Annotated in this window: 15 protein-coding genes and 1 pseudogene; 8 read left to right on the forward strand and 8 right to left on the reverse strand. The window is 70.1% G+C overall.

Annotated features, from left to right (window positions below; all coding sequences use genetic code 11):
* The first annotated feature begins 87 nt into the window (after positions 1 to 87).
* A complete protein-coding gene (locus tag TK50_RS33230) occupies positions 88 to 4461 on the forward strand; it encodes a glycoside hydrolase family 9 protein (protein WP_144420410.1) in 4374 nt (1457 codons plus the stop codon).
* Between the two features lie 13 nt (positions 4462 to 4474).
* Here TK50_RS33230 and TK50_RS35635 read toward each other — a convergent pair.
* A pseudogene (locus TK50_RS35635) lies at positions 4475 to 4703 on the reverse strand (NF041680 family putative transposase); the annotation flags it as partial.
* 116 nt (positions 4704 to 4819) lie between these two features.
* Entirely contained in the window at positions 4820 to 5656 is an 837-nt protein-coding gene (locus tag TK50_RS26975) for a helix-turn-helix transcriptional regulator (protein ID WP_043969427.1), read from the reverse strand.
* Positions 5657 to 5756: 100 nt separating this feature from the next.
* On the opposite strand from TK50_RS26975, the gene TK50_RS26980 reads away from it, so the two are divergent.
* Both TK50_RS26980 and TK50_RS26985 read left to right on the forward strand, forming a co-directional pair.
* Positions 5757 to 6224 (forward strand): VOC family protein, encoded by a 468-nt coding sequence (locus TK50_RS26980; RefSeq protein ID WP_082106658.1) that lies wholly within the window; start codon positions 5757 to 5759, stop codon positions 6222 to 6224.
* A 126-nt stretch (positions 6225 to 6350) separates the two neighbouring features.
* Positions 6351 to 7853, forward strand: coding sequence for a multicopper oxidase family protein (locus tag TK50_RS26985; RefSeq protein WP_043968187.1), 1503 nt, complete (start codon positions 6351 to 6353; stop codon positions 7851 to 7853).
* On the opposite strand, the gene TK50_RS26990 is transcribed toward TK50_RS26985, so the two are convergent.
* Positions 7854 to 8891, reverse strand: coding sequence for a medium chain dehydrogenase/reductase family protein (locus tag TK50_RS26990; protein ID WP_043968189.1), 1038 nt, complete (start codon positions 8889 to 8891; stop codon positions 7854 to 7856).
* A gap of 16 nt (positions 8892 to 8907) precedes the next feature.
* Positions 8908 to 9348: a hypothetical protein gene (locus tag TK50_RS26995; RefSeq protein ID WP_043968191.1), complete on the reverse strand. Its 441-nt coding sequence runs from the start codon at positions 9346 to 9348 to the stop codon at positions 8908 to 8910.
* Between the two features lie 213 nt (positions 9349 to 9561).
* On the opposite strand from TK50_RS26995, the gene TK50_RS27000 reads away from it, so the two are divergent.
* Together TK50_RS27000 and TK50_RS27005 are read left to right on the forward strand one after the other, a co-directional pair.
* A complete protein-coding gene (locus TK50_RS27000) occupies positions 9562 to 10203 on the forward strand; it encodes a DJ-1/PfpI family protein (RefSeq protein ID WP_043968192.1) in 642 nt (213 codons plus the stop codon).
* 157 nt (positions 10204 to 10360) lie between these two features.
* Positions 10361 to 13063: an AAA family ATPase gene (locus tag TK50_RS27005; RefSeq protein WP_043968193.1), complete on the forward strand. Its 2703-nt coding sequence runs from the start codon at positions 10361 to 10363 to the stop codon at positions 13061 to 13063.
* A gap of 96 nt (positions 13064 to 13159) precedes the next feature.
* Here TK50_RS27005 and TK50_RS27010 read toward each other — a convergent pair whose 3' ends face one another.
* Entirely contained in the window at positions 13160 to 13603 is a 444-nt protein-coding gene (locus TK50_RS27010) for an ester cyclase (protein ID WP_043968195.1), read from the reverse strand.
* 116 nt (positions 13604 to 13719) lie between these two features.
* Positions 13720 to 14364 carry a DUF998 domain-containing protein gene (locus tag TK50_RS27015; protein ID WP_199486143.1) on the reverse strand — a complete coding sequence of 215 codons (645 nt, stop codon included), beginning with the start codon at positions 14362 to 14364 and terminating at the stop codon, positions 13720 to 13722.
* A gap of 121 nt (positions 14365 to 14485) precedes the next feature.
* Between TK50_RS27015 and TK50_RS27020 the strand changes: the two genes are divergently transcribed.
* Positions 14486 to 17665 (forward strand): ATP-binding protein, encoded by a 3180-nt coding sequence (locus TK50_RS27020; RefSeq protein ID WP_043968197.1) that lies wholly within the window; start codon positions 14486 to 14488, stop codon positions 17663 to 17665.
* A gap of 137 nt (positions 17666 to 17802) precedes the next feature.
* Here the strand turns inward: TK50_RS27020 and TK50_RS27025 are convergent, their stop codons facing one another.
* The gene (locus TK50_RS27025) at positions 17803 to 18933 is read right to left on the reverse strand and encodes an FAD-dependent oxidoreductase (RefSeq protein WP_043968199.1); all 1131 of its coding nucleotides are present in this window, start codon (positions 18931 to 18933) and stop codon (positions 17803 to 17805) included.
* A 140-nt stretch (positions 18934 to 19073) separates the two neighbouring features.
* Positions 19074 to 20465 (reverse strand): glycoside hydrolase family 43 protein, encoded by a 1392-nt coding sequence (locus TK50_RS27030; protein ID WP_043962953.1) that lies wholly within the window; start codon positions 20463 to 20465, stop codon positions 19074 to 19076.
* A gap of 519 nt (positions 20466 to 20984) precedes the next feature.
* Here TK50_RS27030 and TK50_RS27035 point away from each other — a divergent pair.
* On the forward strand, positions 20985 to 22391 hold the full coding sequence (locus tag TK50_RS27035) for an RICIN domain-containing protein (protein ID WP_082106662.1): 1407 nt from the start codon (positions 20985 to 20987) through the stop codon (positions 22389 to 22391).
* A gap of 216 nt (positions 22392 to 22607) precedes the next feature.
* Positions 22608 to 24362: a family 43 glycosylhydrolase gene (locus TK50_RS27040; protein ID WP_199486144.1), complete on the forward strand. Its 1755-nt coding sequence runs from the start codon at positions 22608 to 22610 to the stop codon at positions 24360 to 24362.
* The last annotated feature ends 10 nt before the right edge of the window (positions 24363 to 24372 follow it).

The raw sequence follows: 24372 nt of genomic DNA on the forward strand, positions 1-24372 counted from the left end.
CGAGACATTTCTTAGGTAATTCCTACCGATGCGATGTCGAGCCCCGCTACCGCATGGTCTCTGTGTCCGAGCTCTGGAGGATCTGACGTGGGCTTTGCACGCAAACGGTTGGCCACGATCATCGCGGCGACGACGGCGGCGACGCTGTTGTCCGCAGTCGAACCGATGACACCGGCGGTGGCGGCCCCGCAGGACCGGGTCACCGCGTCCTGGAACATGCAGGGCCAGAGCGACGGGACCGGGGGGCCTCCGGAGTCGCGGTGGCTGACCGGTGTGCAGCAGATGCTCAACCAGGAAGGGGTGCAGGTCGCCGCACTCCAGGAGGCGGGCAGCACACCGCCCGACCGGGCGGTGTGGACCGATCGTCGGTTCGCCGATCCCGGCATCACCGAGCATCTGTACAACATCGGCTCGGAAAGCCGCCCGGACCTGGTGCAGATCTACTGGGCCGACCCCGGTCAGCAACGCAACGGCCTGGCCATCGTCACCCGGGAGACGGTAAGCGACGCCGTGATCCTGCCGGTGGGCGGGCGGTTCAACTCGCGGCCGATGATGGGCGTCCAGATCGGCACCGACTGGTATTTCACCGCCCACGCGCTGTCCAACGGTGAGAACAGCGCCAACGACGCCGCCGACATCATCGAGACGGCGAGGCAGTTCATGGCTCGCCGCCCCACCGGCGGATGGATGGTGCTCGCCGACTTCAACCAGAATCCGGCACGGATGCCGGCCGCACTACAGAACCACATAGTCGCGGCGAATCAGCCCACCCACCAGGGCGGCCATGAGCTGGACTTCGCCTATGCCAGCAACGAAAACAACAACACCATCAACGCCGAGGTTCGCGGCGGAAACTCCGACCACGCGTACGTCCGTTACGTAGGGAACGCCGGCTGTGGCTCCGGCGGGGGCCTCGCGCCCCGGACGACCGCCGACCGGGACTGCTACGCCCCGGTCCCCGGCGACACGTACCGCTTCTTCGCCCGTCACATGGAGAACGCGGTGATCGCGTTGAAGACGAATGACGGCGTCGATATCGGACCGCACGTCAGGACGCCGCGCGGCAGCCTCGACGAGGCCATTCAGGTGCGCTTCAGCACGACTGGAGGCCAGTACCAGCTCGCCTGGCCGCAGGCCGACCCGGCGACCGAGCGATGCCTGACATGGGACACGAACTCCCGGAGCACCGGCAGCACCCTCTGTTCGGAGCAGGCGGAGGTTTCGCGGTGGCAGTTCAAGGACGGGCAGATCTTCACGCCCGGGCTCAGCGGCTCCCTGCAACCCTCCGCCGAGGCTCTCGGATCGCGGCTGATGGTCGCGCAGTCCTTCTACCAGTGGCGACCGGAGCCCCGCAACGGCATCGGCCCGCGCTGGGACCCGATTGGGGAGTTCCGGGACGCCACCCCGGCCGGCTCGGAGACCCACTTCCCCGACCTCGACGGCGACGGCGACGCCGACCACGTCATCGTTCAGCCCGACGGTCGGATACCCGCGTGGCGCAACAACGGCCCCCGATCCACCTGGACCGCCCTCGGTGACATTAGCCCGCCGGACCGGGGTCTGCCCACTACGGTGCACTTCGGCGACCTCGACGGCGACGACCGGGACGACTACATCCGCTTGCTGGCCGCTGACGAGTCGCCTACCGGGATCCGGGTCATACAGGTGTCCCGCAACGAGTCCGACGCCGCGCAGAAACGATGGGGAGCACCCACCATCGTGGCCAACAACCTGCTCTACGAGAACCCGCGCTTCGTCGACATCGACGGCGACGGAGACGACGACCTGATCAACTCGGATCGGCTGAGCAACGCCAGCCTCTGGGAGAACCGGTCCCCGGGCCGGATGCCGGTGCCGGGAGACTGGCACTCGGTCAGCGGCTTCGCGACCCCCGCCGACAGCTACTACCAGACCTCGTTCTCGGATGTCACCGGTGACCGCCGGGCCGACGTGCTGCGCGTCGACTACCCCAGCGGCAAAGTGCTGGCCTGGGAGAACATCGGCGCACCGTGGAGCGCGACGACCGGCTGGCGTTCGCTGGGCCCGATCCGTGACGATGGCCCGTTCGCCGGCACCACCGGCCTGTTCGCCGACCTCGATGCCGACCTGATCGGCGACTTCGTCCTGGTCAACGCCGTCTCGGGTGGTCTCGACGGTTGGCTGCTGCCCCGCTACGGCAGCGCTGATCCCGGCCCGGGACAGCCCGGCCAGAGCGGCGGGCAGGACCTGCCGGCCGGAACGCTGCCGGCGTACGGGGGTGGGCCACCGCGACCGCAGCTCGACGGCCGGCTGTTGCAGAACAGCACGTTCACCGGCACGGACAAGCCGTGGTGGACCAACGCGGGGATGACGCCGAACCTGGAGGGCGGGACCTTCTGCGTGACCGCGCCCGCGTCCACCAACCCGTGGGACGTCCTGGTGGGCCACAACAGCATCTACCTGCCCGGCGGCGCCACGTACACGCTGCGGTTCCGCGCCCGCACCAACACGGCGGCGAACCCGCTGATCTACCTCGCGCCCTTCGACAACCCGACGAACGTCACGTACCTGAACAAGGGCTTCAACACCGGCACCGCCTGGAAGGAGTACGAGTACAGCATCACCACGACCTACCCGGAGCCGTACCGGTTGGCCCAGCTCCAGTTCCGCCTCGGGAAGTCCACCGCGCCGTACGAGTTCTGCATGGACGACGTGACGCTCACCGGTGCCGAGTACGCGTACCGGGCCGACGCCGGGCCGGACCTCAAGGTGAACCAACTTGGCTACCTACCCAACGGGCCCAAACGGGCGACGTTGCTGTACGGCGCGTCCCAGGCGGTGCCGTGGACGCTGCGCCGGGCCGGCGGCGGCGCGACGGTGGCGACGGGCCGCACCACCCCGACCGGCTTCGACGCGTCGGCCAGCGCCATCACCCACGTCATCGACTTCAGCCACGTCACGACCACCGGCAGGTTCGAGTTGGTGTACGACGGCTGGGTCGACCGGCCCAGTCACGCGTTCGACATCCGGGCGGACCTGTATGACCGGCTGCGCACCGACGCGACACGGTTCTTCTACACCAACCGTAGTGGAATCGCGATCGACGGGGGCATCGCCGGGGCCGCGTACGCCCGCCCGGCCGGGCACGTCGCCGACTCACCGAACGGTGGCGACACCCAGGTGCCCTGCCAGAAGCCGAAGTCGTTCCTGAACAACTGGACCTGCTCCTACCGGCTGGATGTCACCGGCGGCTGGTACGACGCCGGTGACCACGGCAAGTACGTCGTCAACGGTGGCATCGCCACGTACCAGCTCCTGTCGACGTGGGAACGCAACCGGCCGGCGGCGCTCGGCGACGGCACCCTGGCCGTGCCCGAACGCGGCAACGGGGTTCCGGACATCCTCGACGAGGCCCGCTGGAACCTCGACTTCATGCTGAAGATGCAGGTGCCCGACGGTCTCCCGCTGGCCGGCATGGTCCACCACAAGGTGCACGACGAGACCTGGACCGGGCCGCCGATGCTGCCGCACCAGGACAAGAAGCCCCGGGAACTGCACCGGCCGTCGACCGCGGCCACCCTGAACCTGGCCGCCGTCGCCTCCCAGGCAGCGAGGATCTACCAGCCGTACGACGCCGGCTTCGCCGCCCGGCTGCGCGCGGCGGCCGAACGCGCGTACGCTGCGGCCCGGGCCAACCCGGCGCTCTTCGCACCGTACGAGGACCGCAGTGGCGGCGGTCCCTACAACGACGGGGACATCTCCGACGAGTTCTACTGGGCCGCCGCCGAGCTGTACCTGACCACCAGGGACGCCACCTACCTCACCGCCGTCCGGGTCAGCCGGTTCCACACCGCCGGTACGGCGTTCAGCCAGAACGGCTTCTACTGGGGTTCGGTGGCCGCGTTGGCCCAGCTCGACCTGGCGCGGTTCGGCACCGAGCTGAATGACCGTGAGCAGATCAAAGGGTGGGTGGTCGCCGCCGCGGACCGGTTGATCTCTTTCCAGAAGGCCGAGCGCTTCGGGCAGACCTACACTCCCACCACGGGACGCTACGACTGGGGCTCGAACGCGTCCATGCTGAACAACCAGGTCGTTCTCGCCACCGCCTACGACCTCACCGGCAACGCCAGGTACGCCGACGCCGTCTTCGAGGGCCTCGACTACCTGCTGGGCCGCAACGCCCTCGGGCAGTCGTACATCACCGGCTACGGCAGCAACGACGCGAAGAACCAGCACAGCCGGTGGTACGCGAAATCGTTCGACGCCCGACTGCCGAACCCGCCCGTCGGGTCGGTCGCCGGTGGCCCCAACTCCAGCCTCCAAGACCCGCTCTCGGCGAGTTGGCTATACGGGTGCGCCCCACAGCTCTGCTACGTCGACAATCTCGAAGCCTGGTCGGTCAACGAGATCACCATCAATTGGAACTCCGCACTTACCTGGGTGGCCGCGTTCGCGGCCGATGTGGCTGGCCGTCGAGGATGACGGGACTGTCAAGTTCGACGTCGATCCGGCCGTCGACCACCGCCGCGTACGACGAGCCGTGCCCACGGCGGTGCTCACCAACCAGTGAAAGCTCGGCCAGCGACCGGACGGGACCGTCGGCGCACAGGGCCGCGTCGGTCAGCTCGAACATGGCGTCAGCCCGCGAGATCAGGCAGGAGTGGAACTCTTGGCGAAACCGCCGCAGCTCCCCGAACGCCTTGCCCCCAAACCGGATCATGCACACTGACAACTGGACAGCCCTTGGTTGTTGATCTCCTCCCTAGACAAGAAGAATGATCAACCAAGGGCTGTCGTCACGATCGACCGGGGCCATCACCCGAACCGCCGACGTTAAAGATCAAGTTAGCCCGACTTGCCGCGGAACCGGCCCTCGTCCACCCAGTCGGTCCAGCTTTTCGCGGGCGGTGGTGTCGGGTCGGGGTGTGAGGACGACGAGGCGATGGTCGGTGTTCCGAGTGGTCAGGACGTTGGAGTCCAGCGGGATTGGGCCCACGTCCGGATGTACGGCGGTCTTGTGCGCGCTCTCGTGCAGGGCTACCGCGCCGAGGGCCCAGAGGCGGCGGAACCGGTCGTTGCCCGCCATGCGCGTGACCAGCGCCGCCACGTCGGGATCATTCGGGTAGCGGGCGCTGGTGGCGCGCAGGTCGGCCACCAGCGACTGTTCGAAGTAGGCGCGCTCGGTGTCGGTCTGGCGGACGCGGGGATTACGGGATTCGAACTGGACGATCAGCGCGTTGCGGTCGTCGGCGGACGCGTCTGCGGGATCGCCGAAGACGGCCGCGAACAGCCGGTTCCAGTGCAGAAGTCGCCACGCGGCGTCGTAGACGGCCGCCGGGACGTCGCCCAGGTGGTCGATGACGCGGTGCAGGCTGCCGGGGATCCGGCAGGGTATCCGGTCCGGCGCCGTGGCGAAGCCGGCAAGGCGCATCAGGTGCGCCTCCTCGTCGTCGGAGAGTCGTAACGCGCAGGCCAGGGCGGCGCATACCTGCGCCGACGGCGTGCCGGCCCGGCCCTGTTCGAGGCGTGCCACGTATTCGGGGGAGATGCCGGCCAGCGTCGCCAGCTCGCCGCGTCGAAGCCCGGCGACGCGGCGAGGTGATGCGTTCGGGAGACCGACCGCATCCGGGTCCGTACGCTCCCGCCAGGCCCGCAGCGCAGCGCCGAGGTCATTCATGACCACATGATCCGCCATCGGTCAGGGGACTGGGTGGTATCAGCGGTACGCGGAAGATCCGTGCCTTCCACCACCGTGGCTCGCTCGCCAGGATGGGTTCATGAGCAGAGTGACGAGAATGAACCATATTGGCGTGCCGGTCAGCGATCTGGCCCGATCGGTGACGTGGTACGAGGACGTCCTCGGCATCGCGCCGAGCGGCGTGACGATCTCCGCCACGAACCCGGCGATCGGTGCGGTCGTCGAGGTCGACAACGCGTCGATGCGGGCATCGTTCGCGCTGGCCGGCGACAACCTCCTCCTGGAACTCATCCAGTACGACAGCCCGCAGCCGAAGCCCTTCACCGGACGCAACTGCGACGTCGGGGTGATGCACCTGTGCTTCGAGGTCGACGACCTCGATGCGGCGCACCGGGACCTGGTGGAGCGGGGCGTGCACGTCAACGCCGATCCGGTCGTGCTCCAGGACGGCGACGGTGTCGAAGCGGGGGCGTTGGCCGGCACCAAGATCCTCTACCTGCGCGATCCCGACGGTATCCAGCTGGAACTCTTCGAACTGCCTGCCTAGGAGCCACCGTCCTCCGGGTTCCGGCATCTTCGGCTGGAACCCGGAGGGATGGCCCCTGGTGCTGCCCTCATGGCTACGCAGTTGTCGCCGACGCGATGGCATCGCCGGCTGCGAAACGGTTGTGCCATGAGACGTCGTACGGTGTTGAAGGCATTCGGGTGGGGAGTCGGGGGCGCGGTCGCCCTGGGTGGCGGTGGCTTCGGCGCCTACTACCTGAGCGTGAAGCGGGACACCGTGGGAAAACTTGCCTTCGACACGGCGTTGTCGATTCCCGCCCTGGCCCGGTCGACGAGCGGCGCCTCGGGCGCCCGTGTCTTCACGCTCGGCATCCAGCCGGGTGAGACCCTGTTCAAGGACGGGAAGGCCACCCGCACCTGGGGTGTGAACGGCACGTACCTGGGCCCGACGATCCGGGCTCGGCGCGGCGAGCGGGTCGAGTTCGCGGTGCACAACGGCTTGGACGAGGCGACGTCGCTGCACTGGCACGGCATGCACCTGCCGGCGGTGATGGACGGCGGCCCGCACCAGACGATCGCGGCCGGAGACACCTGGGCGCCGCGGTGGACGATCGACCAGGCCGCCGCGACGCTCTGGTACCACCCGCACGTGCACGGCGCGACAGCCGACCACATGTACCGGGGCGTGGCCGGGCTGTTCCTCGTCGACGACGAGCGGGTCGAGGCGCTGAACCTGCCGTCGGAGTACGGCGTCGACGACGTCCCGATGATCGTGCAGGACCGGGCGTTCGACGGGGACCAGCAGTTCGTGCAGCGGGAACCGCTGGCTGGCTCGCTGGGGGTGATCGGCGACGAGATCCTCGTCAACGGCACGATCGGGCCGTACTTCGACGTCACGACCCGGCTCGTGCGGCTGCGGATGCTGAACGGCTCCAACGCGCGCCTGTACCACTTCGGGTTCTCCGACGATCGGCGCTTCTCGCTCGTCGCCACGGACGGTGGTCTGCTCGCCGCGCCGTGGGAGACCGACCGGCTCTACCTTTCGCCGGGGGAACGCGCGGAGATCGTGGTGGCCTTCGAACCGGGGGAGCGGGTGGAGCTGCGTTCCTACCCGGCGGCGCACGGCGGGGTGCTGGGACGGCTCGACGGCTTCGACGACCGCTTCGACATCTGCCAGTTCCGGGCCGCGGGTTCGCTGTCCGCCACCGCCGCTGTGCCCGCCGTGCTCGCCGCCGCACCGGACCTCGCGGGCCGCACGGTTGCCCAGGAACGCTCCTTCGTGCTCGCGTCGAACCGGATCAACGGTCGCTCGATGGCCATGGACCGGATCGACTTCGGTGTCCGGGAGGGCACCGTGGAGGTGTGGGAGGTGACAAACGACAACGGGTATCTGCACAACTTCCACATCCACGACGTGCAGTTCCAGGTGCTGACGGTCGACGGCGGTACGCCGGAACCACCGTTGCGCGGCTGGAAGGACACCGTCCTGCTGGTCCAGGGGAAGCGCTACCGGCTGGCGCTGCGCTTCCGGGGCCACACCGCTCCGAACACGCCGTACATGTACCACTGCCACCTGCTCGCCCACGAGGACGACGGGATGATGGGTCAGTTCGTCGTCCTGGGCGAGGGCGAGCAGGTCGGCGTCCCGCCGGGTCACCACCGGCATCCGTGATCAGGGCACCAGGATGATTTTGCCGGCGACGGTGCGGGACTCGGCGAGCGTCAGCGCCGACGCGGCCTCGGTCAGGGGGATCTCCGCGGCGATCTGCGGGTCCAGCACACCGTCGGCGAGCAGCCGGAACACCTGGGTCAGGTCCTTGGCCAGGCTGCGCCGGAAGGCCGCCCGATCACGGTGGCCCGCCCAGAAGTTGTAGAAGTAGGCGCTTCGGTGGTTGGGCAGGGTGTGCCAGAGCTTCAGCTGCGCGAAGAGCTTCAGCACCGGCAGCCGCGAGTTGCCCTCCTCGTCCTTCGTCGCCGCCGTGCCGTAGGACACCAGCGTGCCGCCCCTGCGCAGCAACTGCCAGGACCGTTCCACGCCGGGGCCGCCCACGTGGTCGAACACCGCGTCCACACCGTCCGGGGCCAACGCCCTGATCCGGTGGTACATGCCGGGCTCGCGGTAGTCGACAGGGGTGGCGCCCAGCGCGCGTACCGCGTCGTGGTGGCGCGACGAGGCGGTGCCGATCACGCGGACGCCGGCGTGCCGGGCCAGCTGGACGAGCGTGGAGCCGACCCCGCCGTTCGCCCCGAGCACGACGACGACGTCCCCGGAGCGGACCTTGGCCAGCCGGTGCAGCATCTGCCAGGCGGTGATGCCGTTGACGACCACGGTCTCGGCGGCGGCGGGGGACACCCCGTCCGGCACCGGAACCAGGTCGGCGGCCTCGACCAGCACATGGGTGGCCCACGCGCCGATCTTGGTGACGGCGGCGAACCGGCGTCCGACCAGGTCGGTGTCCCCGCCGGGCCCGACGGCCGCGACGGTGCCGACCAGGTCATATCCGGGTACGAAGGGGAACGGCGGCTGATCGTAGTACTTGCCCCGGCGCATCTGCTGCTCGGCGAACGACACACCGGTCGCCTCCATCCGCAGGACGACCTGTCCCGCAACCGGCGCGGGCAGCTCACGGGCGCGTACCGCCAGTCCGCTCGGGTCGACCACGCCCGGTAGAACTATCTCGGTCGTGCTCGTGGTGACGGGGTTGGTCATGACGGCGTTCCTCCGGTCAGCGGTTGTCGTCGGGGCCCAGTGCCCCGCGGCGCCAGGTGTGCCAGCCACGGCACAGCACGTAGGCGGCGATGGTGGTCGCCGAGACGAACCCGTCGGCGAACAGGGTCCGCAGCGCGTGCGAGACGTCGAGGATGAAGGCGGCCTGGACGGTGACCGCGAGCTTGTGGAACAGCAGGAGTTCCCACATGCCGCGCTGCTTGCGGGGTGCGATCGCCAGCATGGCCCACATCCCGGCGAAGACGATGTAGGCGCAGGTGCGCCAGTACTCGGTCAGGATCAGGTCGTCGGAGAGACCACCGAGGCGGGAGACGCCCTCGACGAACGGCACCAGCGTGGCGGCGGCCGTGATCGCCATCAGGATGCGGCCGGTCCGATCCTGCCAGCGTGTCGGTGCCGCGGCTGGTGCTTCCGCGACGACATGGGTGCGGACTGTCATGAGATTTCCTGTCTGCTCAATCACTTCGTGCGCGTGGACAGGGAGACCATCCGTCATCGGAGAGCGGCGTCGCGTCGGTGGGAATTGCGTAACCGTTCCGGTCGTCGCGGATGCTTCGGGTGACGTCGGGTGGCTCGCCCGGGCCAGAGGCGGCATGTCGACGACACGTGATCGAGCCGGAACCCGAGCCTCGATGGGGACGACTACCGTGGCATGACAGCTCACCACCGGCCCGACGCGGCAACCGGTCCACTGCGCGTGCAGGTTCTCCTGTACGACGGCGTCGAGGAGCAGGACTTCGTCGGGCCGTACGAGGTCTTCAGCATCGCCCGCAGTGCCGCCCGTGCGTCGCTGACCATCGACTACGTCACCGCCGACGCCCCGCGGACGATCACCGCCGGTGGCGGCACCCGGGTCGAGGTCGGTACGGGTTGGTCGCCGTGGGACGCGGATCTTCTGGTCGTGCCGGGCAGCGGCTTGACCGGCCCGACCCGGCCCGGTGTCGAACTGGAGATCGCGAAGGGTGACCTACCGGGGACACTCGCCGCGGCACCGCGCCCCGGCCTGGTCGTCGCCTCGGTCTGCACCGGCGCGTTGCTGCTCGGCGCGGCGGGACTGACTCGTGGTCGGCGCTGCATCACCCATCAGATGGTCAAGGACAAACTCGCGGCGTTCGGCGGCCTCGTCACCGAGGCCCGCGTGGTCGACGACGGTGACCTGGTCACCTGCGGCGGCGTCACCTCCGGGCTCGATCTGGGACTGCACCTGGTGCGCCGTGAGTTCGGCGCGGATGCAGCCGATCTGGTGGCGCGGATCCTGGAGTACGAGCCCCGGGGCGCCGTCTGGGCCTCATGACCCGCGTCGTCCGCTCGATCGTCAGCGGTCGGTCACCTGGCCGCCGACTCGGTCCCCCATCAGCGGGAAGCGGCAACCGTCCGGCTCACTGCAGGAGGCGAACAGCGTGACTTCCCGGCTGCTACCTCCGGATCGGGCAGGAGGTAGCCTGGCCGGCGTGCGAACCGCGGCTGGCTCCCGGGGCTCACTGGTCGGCAGGTCGGTCGAGCTCAAGGTCCTCCACGAACTAACCGGGGAGGTGCGGGCGGGGCGGGGCGGTGCGCTGGTGGTGCGCGGCGAGGCCGGCATCGGCAAGAGCACGCTGCTGGCACACGCCCGCGACGCGGCGTCCGGCGTACGTGTGATCCACGTGGCCGGGGCGGAGTTCGAGCGGGAGCTGCCCTACAGCGCGCTGCATCAACTGTGTGTGCCGGTGCTGGGTCACCTCGCGGACCTGCCCACCCGGCACGCCGACGCGCTCCGGGTTGCGTTCGGGCTGGCGGCGGGCACGCCCGACCTCTTCCACATCGGTGTGGCGACGCTGGGTCTGCTGGCTGCCGCGGCGCGGGTACGTCCGCTGCTGTGCGTGGTCGACGACGCCCACTGGTTGGACGCGGCGTCGGCGAGGGCGTTGACGTTCGTCGGCCGGCGGGTGGCCACCGAGCCGATCGCCATGGTGTTCGCGCTGCGGCTGCCCGCCTCGGACGAGCTGCACGAACTGCCCGGCCTCGACCTCACCGGGTTGACCGACGCCGAGGCGCGGACGGTGCTCGCGGCCCGACGGCACCTCGTCCTCGACGAGCAGGTGCTCAGCCGACTGCTCGCCGAGGCCCGGGGTAACCCGTTGGCGTTGCTCGAACTGCCCGAGGCGGGCGGCTTCGGGCCGCCGGACACCTCCCCGGTGTCGACCAGGATCGAGCGCAGCTTCCAAGCCCGGCTGTCGGCACTGTCGGACGACGCCCGTCTCCTGCTGACCGCGGCGAGCGCCGACCCGACGGGCGATGCCGCCCTGGTGTGGCCGGCCGCGCGACTGCTGGGCATCGACGTGCCGACCGCCAGCGCCGGCGTGGCCGCGACGGGGCTTGTCGAGTTCGCCGCCGACATTCGCTTCTGCCACCCGCTGGCCCGGTCCGCGGTCTACCGGGCCGCGTCGGCGCGGGAACGACAGCGGGCCCACCGGGCACTGGCCGAGGCGACCAACGCCGGCACCGACCCGGACCGGCGGGCCTGGCACCGCGCCCAGGCCACCGTCGGCCCCGACGACGACGTCGCCGCGGAACTCGTCCGATCGGCCACCCGTGCCCGGTCTCGCGGGGGCGTGGTGGCCGCGGCGGCCTTCCTGGAACGGGCGGCCGAGCTTTCCCTGGACCCCGCCGGCCGGGTCGAACGAACGTTGGCGGCGGCGCAGGCCGCCCTCGTCGCGGGCCGTCCCGACCGGGCCGCCATGTTGGTCAGGGCCGTCGAGCACACCGGGCTCGACGAGTTCCAGCTCGCCCACGCCGACCTGGTGCGGGGACAGGTCGCCTTCCAGAGCCATCGGGACGAGAACGGCCCGGAGTTCATGATCCGCGCGGGTAGGCGGTTGGCCGGGTTGGATCCGGAACGGGCCCGCAGGTGCTTCCTGGACGCGATCGAGACGAGTCTGCTCGTCGGCCGGGCCAGCGGCGTGCTGGACCTGGCGCTGGCCGCCGTGCGGTCGGTGCCGGCGACCGCGTCGCGTCCGCCGGACGTGCTGGATGCGCTGGGCCTGCTGAACTCGGCGGGCCATCGCAGCGCGATACCGCTGATCCGGCGGGTTCTCGACGGCCGCCACGGTTCCGGCAGGCCCGGCTGGATCGAGCACCCCGCGCTCGCCCTCATGCTCGCGGCGGAGATCTGGGATCCCGATCGGTATGCGGCGATCGTCGAGTGGCTGGTGCGGACCGGCCGCGAGTCCGGTTCGCCGCTGTTGCTGCGTCTCGGGCTCGCGCAGGCGGGGTCGTACGGCGCGCTCACCGCCGACCCTGGCCTGGCGATGGCCTCGATCGCCGAGGAGGAGGCGATCGCCGACGCGATCGGCGGGCCGCCGATGCACTACCACCGGATCCATCTGGCGGCCATGCGTGGTCGCCGCGCCGAGGCTCTCGCGTTGTTCGACAGGGCCACGGTCGCGGCGACCACCAGCGGCAGTGGTCTCCTGACCGGCAACATCGACTGGGCGTCGGCGGTGCTGCACAACGGCCTCGCCGACTATCCGGCCGCACTGGTGGCCGCTCGTCGGGCCGTCGCGGACGGCACCCTCTTCCTCGCCAGTTTCTCCCTGCCCGAACTGGTCGAAGCGGCGGTCCGCTGCGGTGACTCCGACACCGCGGGTTCGGCGCTGGAATCACTCGTGGAACGCGCCGATGCCAGCGGAACCGCCACCGGTCTGGGCATCGCGGCGTACGCCCGAGGGCTGGTTACCGGGTCCGAGGAGCAGTATCGGACCGCCGTCGCGCACCTGGAGGAAAGCCCGTTGTCGACCTATCGGGCCAGAGCCCACCTCGTGTACGGGGAATGGCTGCGACGCGAGGGCCGCCGGCGGGACTGCCGAATGCACCTGCGCACGGCACACCGCCTGCTGTCCGAGGCGGGGTTCGACGCGTTCGCCCGACGGGCTGCCGTCGAGCTGCGCGCCACCGGGGAACGGCCACGCCAACGGTCGCCGCACACGTTCGACCAGTTGACGATCCAGGAACTGCACATCGCCCGGCTGGTCGCCGCCGGTGCGACGTCAAGCGAGGTGGCTGCGCAGCTGTTCATCAGCCCGCGCACCGTCGACACCCACCTGCGCAACATTTTCCGCAAGCTCGGCATCAACTCCCGCCGGCAACTCCGGCACCGCTCCGATCTCGGCGCGTGACGGGGCCGGCCCGGCTCGGTGGCCTCAACCCGGTAATCGCTGGACCGGCCGGCGGCAATCAGCCGCCGGCCGGTCCAGCCGGGGGTGGGAAGAAAGTCAGATGGCGGAGGGCTCGGTCGGCTGCACGCACAGTTGGGTGAGGAGCAGCAGCATGTCGGAGTTGAGCCAGTACTCGACGATCTGACCGTCGCGGACGCGCAGGAGGTCGACGCCGGTGAAGTCGACAGGCGTGCCGACCGGTGCGCCGGCGCCGGGAAACCCTCCGCCGTAGGTGCCCGTGGCACGCCAGCGCAGGGCCAGCAGGTCGTCTTGGACGATCGGACCGACCTCGATGTCGAACACCAGGTCGGGTAGGGGACCGCGAAGCTGTGCCACCCAACCGGTCATGGCCTTGGCGTCGTCGATCGCGCTGCCGTCGCCGCCGTCGGCCAGCGCCGCGTGCACCCGCACGTCGGGTGCGATCAATTCATCGACGTCGCCGAAGTCTCCGTTCCACAACGCTTTCCAGGCACCGACCAGGCGGGTGATGTCGTCACTCATGGCATCTCCATGTCTCTCGTGGCCAAACCGCGCCGCGGTCCGCACGGGATCACCGTGCCCTGACGACCGCGCGTCCCGCGTCGGCAGAACCTACGTATGCCGGAATGTTCCGGCGGCTACGCTCGGCGTCTGCGCAGCGCCGCTCCCGCGAGGATGAAGCCGATCAGGAACGGATAGATGATCCCGCGTTCGAAGAGACCGATGAGTACGCCCGCACCCGAGGCCACCATGGTCCCGAAGCCCACGAGCGAGAGCAGGCCGAACGTCCCGGACATGGTCAACAGACGGCCCAGCCCGGACGACATTCCGAGCAGTCGATACGCTCGACCGAGCAGGATGACGAGCACGTTGCCGGCGACGAAGGCCAGGATCGCGCCGATCCCGTGGTAGTCGGTGCCCTCGGTGCCGCCGTCTCCCGGGAACAGCCCCACCAGGACCATGCCGACCGCCAGCACGACCGCCGAGATGACCGTCGCCGCCCGCCGCCCACCCGGCAGGCCCTTCAGCATGGCGACTCCGGCCAGCGCGGCCAGGCCGGTCAGCCCGAGTCCGGTGTTCATCACCGGGGCCAGCGGGGAGTACATGTACTGACCGAACGCGGTGAGCGGCCCGTGGACTCCGAGGTTGCTGATGAAGTGGTGGGTGTAGCTGTAGGGCGGATCCGTCCACGCCGCGGCGGCGACGAACTCGCCGGTGAAGTAGATGATTCCGCTGGCCATGAGTGCCGCTGCGGCCGCGGTGCGCTGCCTGATGTCGGTCACGACGTCCTCCTGTTGGTGAATCAGTGGCGTCAGCCTGCGGCGCGGCGCTGACACGCGGCACACATCGCGCGGACACCGCCCCGCCGCCGGACCGGACAGCTGAGCGCGGGAGGATCGGGGGATGGACGGAGGTGAACGGCTACGGATCACGCTGCTCGGCGCCTTCCGGGTCGCCCGTGGTGACACCACCCTGGCCGTACCCGGAACGCGCCTGCGGAATCTGCTCGTCCGGCTGGCGCTCGCTGGCGGCCGGCCGGTCGCACCGGCCGTGCTGGTCGACGCGATCTGGGGGGAGGACCTGCCGTCCGACCCCACGCAGGCGCTCCAGCGACTCGTCTCCCGGTTACGCCGCGCGCTCTCCCCGGACGCCCCGGATCCCGCCGTGGTCCGGCAGGTCGCGGGTGGATACCGGCTGGCGGTGGAGGCATCCGATGTCGACGCCGTGCGGTTCGAGGAACTCGCCGCGACCGGCCGAGAGGCGGCATTCGCCGAGGCGGTGGCGCTGTGGGGCGACCGGCCCGGCGTCGAGCCCGCAGTCATCGCGGCGGTTGCGCCCACCGTCGCGACCCGCCTGGTGCAGACCTCGATCGAGGTGGTCGCCGACCTCGCCGGTGCTGAACTGTCCTCCGGACGGGCCGAAGCCGCGACTGCCCGGCTGTCCGTGCTGTTACGGGAGCAGCCGGGACATGAGCGGGCGGCCGCCCTGTTGATGGACGCGCTCGCCGGTCTGGGGCGACAGGCGGAGGCTCTCGCCGTCTACGAGCGGGTCCGCGAGGCGTTGGCCGACGTGCTGGGCGCCGATCCCGGTACCGCCCTGCGTGAGCGTCATCTGCGGCTGCTGCGACCCGAGCCGCCCGGACCGGCGCCCGACGCCCCGACGGCCGACCCGGTCGTGCCCGGGCTCCCGGCCGGGAGCCTCGGGGCCGGGCGGCCGAATGCTGACCTGCCCGTGCCTCTGACCAGCTTTGTCGGCCGCGATGACGACCTTGCCCGGATCTCCGCCCTGTTCACGGCCGGCCGGCTGGTCACCGTCGTCGGACCGGGCGGCGCCGGAAAGACCCGCCTCGCGCTGGAAGCCGGCCGACGCCACCGTCACGACTACCACGACGGTGTACGGCTGGTCGACCTCGCATCCGTCACCGACTCCACCAAGATCATATCGGCTCTGCTCGCCGCGATCGGTCCGCGGACCGGCGGCCCGCTCGGGCGGACCGGCGACGACGAGTCCGACGTCCTTCTCACCGAACTCAGCGGCCGGGAGATCCTCCTCCTGCTGGACAACTGCGAGCACCTGATCGACGCCGTGGCGCGCGTTGTCTCCTCGCTGCTGCCCCGCTGTCCCGGCCTGCGGGTGCTCGCCACCAGCCGTGAACCCCTCGCGGTCGACGGCGAGGGGCTCGTCCCACTGGCTCCGCTCGAACTGCCCGGCCCGGATGCCGGCGTCGCGCAGGCGCGGCAGACCGCGTCGGTACGCCTGTTCACCGCTCGCGCTGCCGCCGTACGCCCGGGCTTCGATGTCGACGAGACGACGCTGCCCAACGTCGTGCGCCTCGTGCGTGGCCTTGACGGCATGCCTCTCGCGTTGGAATTGGCCGCCGCCCGGCTTCGGACGCTGTCGCTGCTCGACCTCGCGGAAGGGCTGGCCGACCGGTTCCACCTGCTCGGCAGGGGCAGCCGCACCGCACCGCTGCGGCACCGCACCCTGCGCGCGGTGATCGCGTGGAGTTGGGAACTGCTCGACGCCGGCGAGCGGACCGTCGCGGAACACGTCGCCATCCTGCCCGGCGGCGCCACGGCCAGCTCCGCCACCGCGGTCTGCGAGGGGAGCGCCGATGTCCCGGATGTGCTTGCCGCACTCGTCGACCGGTCGTTGCTCCAGCTTGATCCGACCACCGGCCGCTACCGCATGCTGGAAACAATCAGGGAGTACGGCAGGGAGCGGCTGGCCGAGGCTGGCGCGCTCGGGCGGGCCCGTGACCTGGCCGCGGCCCACTTCGCCGCGCTGATCGCCGAGCAGGATCCCCGGCTGCGTGGACCCGGCCAACTGGCCGCGATCGGGATCGTCGACGCAGAGTACGACAACATCCTTGCCGCCCTCGACCATCTGTGCGCCGCCGGGGACGCCACGGGTGCGATCGCTCTCGCTCTCGACCTCACGTGGTATTGGCAGATGCGTGGCCGCCATGCCGACGGCATCCATTGGCTGGGGGAGGCGCTGGCGGTGGCGAATGGCGAATGGACCGTCGCACGCGACTGCGCCCGTGCCGCCTATCTGCTCAACCGAGCGGACATCACCGCCGGCGTCTCCGCGCGGTATGAGGTCGACGAACGAACGACGGTGCGGGAGCTGGCCGGTCGGCTGCTCGCCCATCCGCACCTGCCGGGCCACTTCCGCCTGCTGGGTTCGATCCTTCTGTTTCTCCAGGACGAGCCGGCCGCGCTCGCGACCTTCACGCGTTTCAGCGACGGCGACGACCGGTGGTCGGCCGGGCTGGCGCACATGTTCCAGGCCGAGATCGCTGAGAAGGAAGGGGCGCTCTACCGGATGCGCCGTCACGTCGAGGTGGCGCTGGACCACTTACGGCGCATCGGTGACCAGTGGGCCACGGCTGCCGTGCTACCGATGCGTGCGGCCCTGCGGCGGTACGACGACGTCGACGGCGCCCTGTCCGACCTCACCGAGGCCCGGACGTTGACCGGCCGATTCGGTGCGCTCGGCGTCAGCGACCAGTTCCACAGCGACCTGCGCTGGATCGACCTGCACCTGCGCCGCGGTGACACCGATCTGGCGGCAGACCTGCTCGACGCCGCACGAGCGCGCGCGCGGCGCGCGTCCTCGACGGAGATGCTGGTCCTCATCGACGTGCACGAGGCGGCCCTGAGGGTGCGGCTCGGCGACCTGGACCGTGCGGGTGATCTGATCGACGCCGCCGAGCGGGGGCTGTCCGTCGTCCCGGCCTACCCGGCGGATCACGCCCGCGCGCTGGTGAGTAGCACCAGGGCGGCGCTCCTTCTGGAACTGGGCGACCTGTCCGGCGCGGACGAGGCGCTGGCGGTAGCGCACGAGGCGGCCCGGGCCACCCGGGAGCTGCCGGTCCTCGCCCAGGTGACGGTACAGATGGCCGCGGTTGCCGACCGGCGGGGAAGACATCACGAATCGGCCGTGCTCCTCGGTGTCGCCGCCCGCCTGCGCGGCGCGCACGACCACACCGACCCGCAGGTCAGGGAGCTGACCCGCAGGGGAAAGGCTGCGCTGGATGAGGACCGGTTCGACGCGGCGTACGCGGCGGGTCTTCGCTGAGCGCAGCAGACCACGGTGCAGGTGGCGGCTGCCACCTGCACCGTGACCGACAGCGACCGGTCGCGCGGCGCGTCACGCCGTCGCGGACGGGCCGGACCTGCTGTCGACGGGTAAGCCTTACGTTCGGAAGGACCGGCTCACGGGCGCTCACCTTCCTCGGCCAGAAGCGCGAGCACGCTGGCGGGTGGCGTGTCGCCGAAGATGCTGGCCATCAGCTCCTCGTCCTGCGGGACCTCGGCGGTACGCGGGAACATGGCCTGTTCGTACTCCGCGATGGCGGCCTCGATGTCGCCGGGGCGGGCGGCGAGAGCCTTGCCGAGTTCGGCGCCGTCCAGCATGGCGAGGTTCGCGCCCTCGCCGTTGGGGGCGACCAGGTGCGCGGCGTCACCGAGCAGCGTGACGCCCGGGACGTGATCCCATCGGTGGCCGAGCGGCAGTGCGTGCAACGGGCGCAGGACCGGTCCGCCGTCGGCGTCGGTGATCAGCGCGGTGAGTTCGGGTGCCCAGCCCTGGAACTCCTGAACGATCCGGGCGGCGGCCGTGGCGCGGTCGGTGAAGTCGATGTCGTCGAACCAGTCCAGCGGGCGGGTGAGGGAGACGTAGGCGTGCAGGGTGTCGCCGCTCTCCCGGTGGGCGACGATCCCTTCGGTGGCCGACGGTGCGTACATCGATCCCTCGCCGACCATCTTCGCCGCTCTCGGGTGCCGGGTGGTGGCGTCGTACAGGTAGGTCTCGACGTACGACTCACCGGTGTACTCCGGAACGGCGTCGGACAGCAGCGGCCGGATCCGTGACCAGGCGCCGTCCGCACCGACCAGGAGTTCCGTCTCCACGGTCGAGCCGTCGGCGAAGGTGACCGCGTGGCGACCGTGGCCGAGACCGCGTACGGTCCTGGCCTTGGCCGCCCAGCGGACCGTGCCGGTCGGGAGCGAGTCGAGCAGGATTCGCCTCAGGTCGCCGCGCTGTACCTCGGGGCGTCCGCCGGAGCCGTCGTCGCCCTTCTCGAACAGCACCGTGCCGTCCGTGCCGAGGAACCGCATCGCCTGGCGGCCCGCCAGGACGATGCGGCGGAACTCGTCGGTCAGCCCGGCGGCCTCGATGGCGAGTTGACCGTTGTAGTCATGGATGTCGAGCATTCCGCCCTGCGACCGTGCCGCGGCCGTGGCCTCGGCTTCGTAGACCTCCACCGGCATGCCGTGCCCGGACAGGACTCGGGCCAGGACGAGACCGCCGAGCCCGGCGCCGATGATGGTGACTGGGTTGTTCATGATGCCCTCCCGGTGCGCGGATCGCTGCTCGCCAACAGTCGCCACCGCCGCTGACGTCTGGCTCTCACGGCGCGGACACGGCGCACCACCAGCCGTCCTGCGGTCACCGGACCGTTCCGCTCGGCCGCCGGGCGAAACGACTAGGACGTGACCCGGAAGGTGGCGCTCTGGCGGTCCGCCTCCGACGAGCCCGCGCTGAGGGGGTCGATGCGCAGCACGTAGTTGCTGTGCCGCAGGTAGCGGTCGGGGAAGTTGTAGGAGCGGAACGACGACCAGGAGCTGTCGGCCAGCCCGGCGGTGCGGTAGAAGGTCGCGTCGGCCCGGAAGGTCGAGGTGTTGTCGTTGGCGGCGAGCCGCGCCACGTAGCCGCTGTGCCGCAGGTAGTTGCCTGGGCGGTTCACCGACTCGAACGACACCGCGGAGGAGTCGGCGAGGCCGGGCACCATCCGCCACATCTGGTCCTGGTACGGGTCGAAGGGATACGGGTCGATGCGGACCGCGCCGTTGGAGTGCCGGACGAAGTAGTCGGGCAGGTTGGAGGACTTCAGCCGGACCCAGTTCGGGGCGCCCCAGCGGCTGACGGCGGCGTTGTACTCGGCGTCGGTGATGCCGGTGATCGAGCCGTGCTTGCAGTTCAGCGGCGGCGTGTAGTCGCGCTGGTTCATGACCGACCACGAGTTGCCACCGACGTTGCTGGTGGACCACATGTACATGTCGTTGTTGACCGGGGAGAACGAGTCCCCCCACAGCCACCAGGCGCCGCCGTCGTTGCGCGGGACCAGGTGCGCCCCCTCGATGGCGTTGCCCTGCCGCAGGCCGCTGGTGTAGGTGGTGAAGCTGTTGGGGGCGCCGGTGCTGGAACGGGCGCCGTACAGGTTGCCGTTCGAGAGGTTCTTGTAGAACAGGTACGTGACCCCGCCGCTGACCCGGATGTCCGCGTCGAGGATGGGGAAGCCCGGGCTGAAGTAGGTCTGCGGCGCGCTCACGGTGCGGAAGTCGGAGGTGTAGTTCACCAGGAACAGGTCCGTGCTGGTGTTGGCGGAGTAGACGATGGCGTACTGGCCGCGCCCGGCGTCCCAGAACACCGTCGGGGCCCAGGTGTGCACGTTGCTGTAGGTGTGCATCTGGATCCGCCGGTAGCCGGTGAAGCTCGTCAGGTCCGTCGAGTCGTACACGTGCAGGTACTGGCTGTTGCGCCCGAAGTTGGTGCCGTAGAGGTCGGTGGCGACCACCACGAACGTGCCGTCCTGCTTGCGGTGGATGTACGGGTCGCGCAGGCCGAGGTCGCCGGCGGTCGGGGTGACCACGGGGTTGTTCTGGTTGAGCGGGGTCCAGTTGAGGCCGTCCCGGCTCACGGCGACGTGCAGGCCGTAGTTGGCCCCGGTGAAGCTCGGCGACTCGGTGAAGTAGGTCATGGCGTAGGCCGTGTAGGTGGCCGCCAGGGCTGGCCGCGCGCCGAGCGACAGCCCGGTCGTGGTGAGCGCGGTGGAGGCGAGCGCCCCCAGGGTGAACTGCCGTCGGGTCAACGCCATGGTGTGTCGGCCTTTCTGGTCGCAGCGGAGTACGGATGGCTGGGGCGCGGAGTGCCTCCGGCTCGTCGTCGCAGCGTGACCGGAGTCGAGTGGGGGCTGCGACGCCGCCGGTTTCGGGTGCTGCCGGACGAGTCTCGGGGCGCGCCGAGACCTCGGCCGGAGGACGTGCGTGGTAGGTGCCAACCATGCAGCGAGGTGAATGTGATCGATAACATAACTTGCTCGTAACGTCGCCGCAAGACCGGTCGGCCGATCGTGCGCAGCCGCTGCGGGAGGGGCGCAAGACATCAATGGTTACAACTTGACGAACGCAATGTGATCGATCACAGTCGGAAGGCAGGGTGCCGTGATGTGGTCCGCATACGGGTCACCCGCCGTGCGTCGACTCGGAATGTCGCTCGGCCGGGCGGGTGCGCGCCCCGGTTGAACGTTCGAGACCAGATGCTCCTCGGTGGCTGCCCTCCGTCGCGGCGTGGCTCGTTCGGCGCCTCCGGTCCAACCATCGTCATTGGAGGAAACATGGTTGCTCTCGCAAGGCATCTGTCCCCCGCGTCGTTCAGGCGACGCGGGTGGGCGGTCCGGGCCATCGCCGCGGCTGCGGCAACGGTGCTGGCGGGTGGCGCGGTCGTCGCGGTGAACTCGACACCGGCCGCGGCGGCGAGCGTGGACACCAGCGCCTGGTACGTGCTGCTGAACCGCAACAGCAACAAGGCCCTGGACCTGTACAACCTGGCCACAAACGACGGGGCGCGGATCACCCAGTGGACGCGCAACAACGGCAACCAGCAGCAGTGGCAGTTCGTGGACTCCGGCGGCGGCTACTACCGGTTGAAGTCACGGCACTCGGGCAAGGTGCTGGACGTGGCCGGCTGGTCGACCGCCGACGGCGCGGCCGTCAACCAGTGGACCGATCTCAACGCCGCCAACCAGCAGTTCCGGCTGGCCGACTCCGACGCCGGCTATGTTCGATTGATCAATCGGAACAGCAACAAGGCGGTGGAGGTGCAGAACGCCTCGACCGCCGACGGCGCGAACGTCGTCCAGTACGCCGACTGGAACGGGGCGAACCAGCAGTGGCAGCTCGTCCGGGTCGACGGAGGCACGACGCCGACGACCCCGCCTCCGTCGGGCAACGGCACCGCTGGCTGTGGCAAGGCGCCGGGCATCGCCGGCGGTACGCACACCATTGCGAGCGGCGGCAAGAACCGCAGCTTCATCCTGCGGATCCCGGCCAACTACAATCAGAACACCCCCTACCGCCTGGTCTTCGGCTTCCACTGGTGGGGTGGCACGGCGATCGACGTGGACACGGGGCAGACCGTGGACCGCAACACCTGGTCCTACTACGGCCTGCAGCGGCTGGCCGGCAACTCCACGATCTTCGTCGCCCCGCAGGGCATCGACAACGGCTGGGCGAACTCCGGCGGTGAGGACGTCACCTTCGTGGACAACATGCTCAGCCGGATCGAGGGGGCGCTCTGCGTCAACACGCGGCAGCGTTTCTCCATCGGGTTCAGCTACGGCGGCGCGATGAGCTTCTCCCTGGCCTGCTCCCGCCCGAACATCTTCCGCGCGGTCGTGGTGCAGTCCTCGCCGGGCACGCTCAGTGGCTGCAGCGGTGGCACCCAGCCCGTGGCGTACATGGGCGTGCACGGCATCGGTGACAACATCGCCAGCGGACGCGCGTTGCGCGACCGGTTCGTCGCCAACAACGGCTGCACGCCGCAGTCGCCCCGGGAGCCGTCGGCGGGCAGTCTGACCCACGTGGTCACCACCTACTCCGGCTGCCGCTCCGGGTATCCGGTGGTCTGGGCCGCGTTCGACGGGGGACACATCGCCGCGCCCCAGGACGGTGCGCCCGGCGACAGCGGACCGCGGACCTGGGTTCCTGCGGCGGCGTGGGGCTTCATCACCCAGTTCCAGTAGCCGCACCAACGCCCCCGTGACGCACTGGCGACCGGGGGCGCTGCCCGCTGGCCCGCAGGACCGTGACGGCCGCACGCCACGGCTGACCACCCGCCTGGTGACGACCAAGACCCGTTCCGTTCCACGAGATCACCGCCACCACACCTGGAGATGACGATGACAGTCATACGCCCACCCACGACCAGAGCCCGCGTCAGACGCGTCGGCGCCTGGCTCGTGAGCCTGTTCCTGATCGCGACGCTGCTCCCGGGAAGACCGGCCCACGCCGACAACCCGATCGTGCAGACGATCTACACCGCGGACCCGGCGCCGCTGGTGCACAACGGTCGGGTGTACCTCTACACCGGGCATGACGAGGACGGCTCGACGTACTTCACGATGAAGGACTGGCGGGTGTTCTCCTCGGCGGACATGGTCAACTGGACCGATCACGGTTCGCCGATGAGTCTGGCCACGTTCTCCTGGGCCGAGTCCGACGCGTGGGCCGGTCACGTCGCGGCACGCAACGGGAAGTTCTACTGGTACGTGCCGGTGAAGCAGCGCGGTGGCGGCATGGTGATCGGCGTCGGCGTCGCCGACAGCCCCACCGGCCCGTTCCGCGACGCGATCGGCCGCCCGCTGCTCGGCAACGGTGAGATCGACCCGAACGTGATGATCGACGACGACGGGCAGGCGTACCTCTACTGGGGCAACCCCAACCTGTGGTACGTCAAGCTGAACCCGGACATGATCTCCTATTCGGGCAGCCCGACGAAGATCCCGCTGACCACGGCCGGGTTCGGCACCCGCACCGGCAACGCGAGCCGGCCCACCCTCTACGAGGAGGCCCCCTGGGTCTACAAGCGCAACGGGCTCTACTACAACGTGTTCGCCGCGGAGTGTTGCGGCGAGTTCATCGCCTACTCCACCGCGCCCACGCCCACCGGACCCTGGACCTACCGGGGGACGGTCATGCCGCGTCAGGGTGCCAGCTTCACCAACCACCCGGGGATCGTCGACTTCAACGGCGGGTCGTACTTCTTCTACCACAACGGGGCCCTGCCCGGCGGCGGCGGCTTCACCCGCCCGGTGGCCGTGGAGAAGTTCACCTACCGGAGTGACGGCACGATCCCCAGCCTGAACATGACCACGCAGGGGGCGCCGCAGGTCGGCACGCTGAACCCGTACGTGCGGCAGGAGGCCGAGACCATCGCCTGGTCCGTCGGCGTCGAGACGCAACCCGCCAGCGGCGGCACGCAGAACGTGTGGTCGATCAACAACGGCGACTACATCAAGGTCAAGGGCGCCGCGTTCGGCACCGGGGCGGCCTCGTTCACCGCCCGGACCGCGTCCGCCGCCAGCGGCGGCACGATCGAGCTGCGGCTGGACAGCACCACCGGGCCCCTCGTCGGGACCTGCCGGGTCGCGGGCACCGGGGGCTGGCAGACCTGGGCCAACACGTCGTGCGCGGTGACCGGCGCGACCGGCACCCGCGACCTCTACCTGCGCTTCACCGGCGGCAGCGGCGACCTGTTCAACCTCGACTGGTGGCAGTTCGCCACCGGCAGCACTCCCGCCGCGTCGTACCGGGTCACCAACCGCAACAGCGGCCAGGTCATCGACGTGCAGTCGCCCAACCTGAACGACCTGGCCGTCATCGGCCAGTGGACCAGCAACGGCAACGCCTGGCAGCAGTGGAAATTCAACGACGCCGGCAACGGCAACGTCACCCTGCAGAGCGTCAACAGCGGCAAGTGCGTGGACGTGCGCGACTTCTCCACCGCCGACGGGGCGCAGATCGTCCAGTACACCTGCCACGGTGGGGCGAATCAGACGTTCACCTGGCGGTCGACCGGCGACGGCTACTACCAGCTGGTCAACCTCAACAGCAGCAAGTGCCTCAACGTCGTCAACGGCTCCACCGCCGCGGGCGCCGCCCTGGAGCAGCGCACGTGCGGCTCCGCCACCAGCATGCAGTGGTCCCGCGCCTGACGGCCGGAGA

It is taken from the genome of Micromonospora haikouensis (assembly GCF_000876225.1).
Taxonomy (GTDB): Bacteria; Actinomycetota; Actinomycetes; order Mycobacteriales; family Micromonosporaceae; genus Micromonospora; species Micromonospora haikouensis.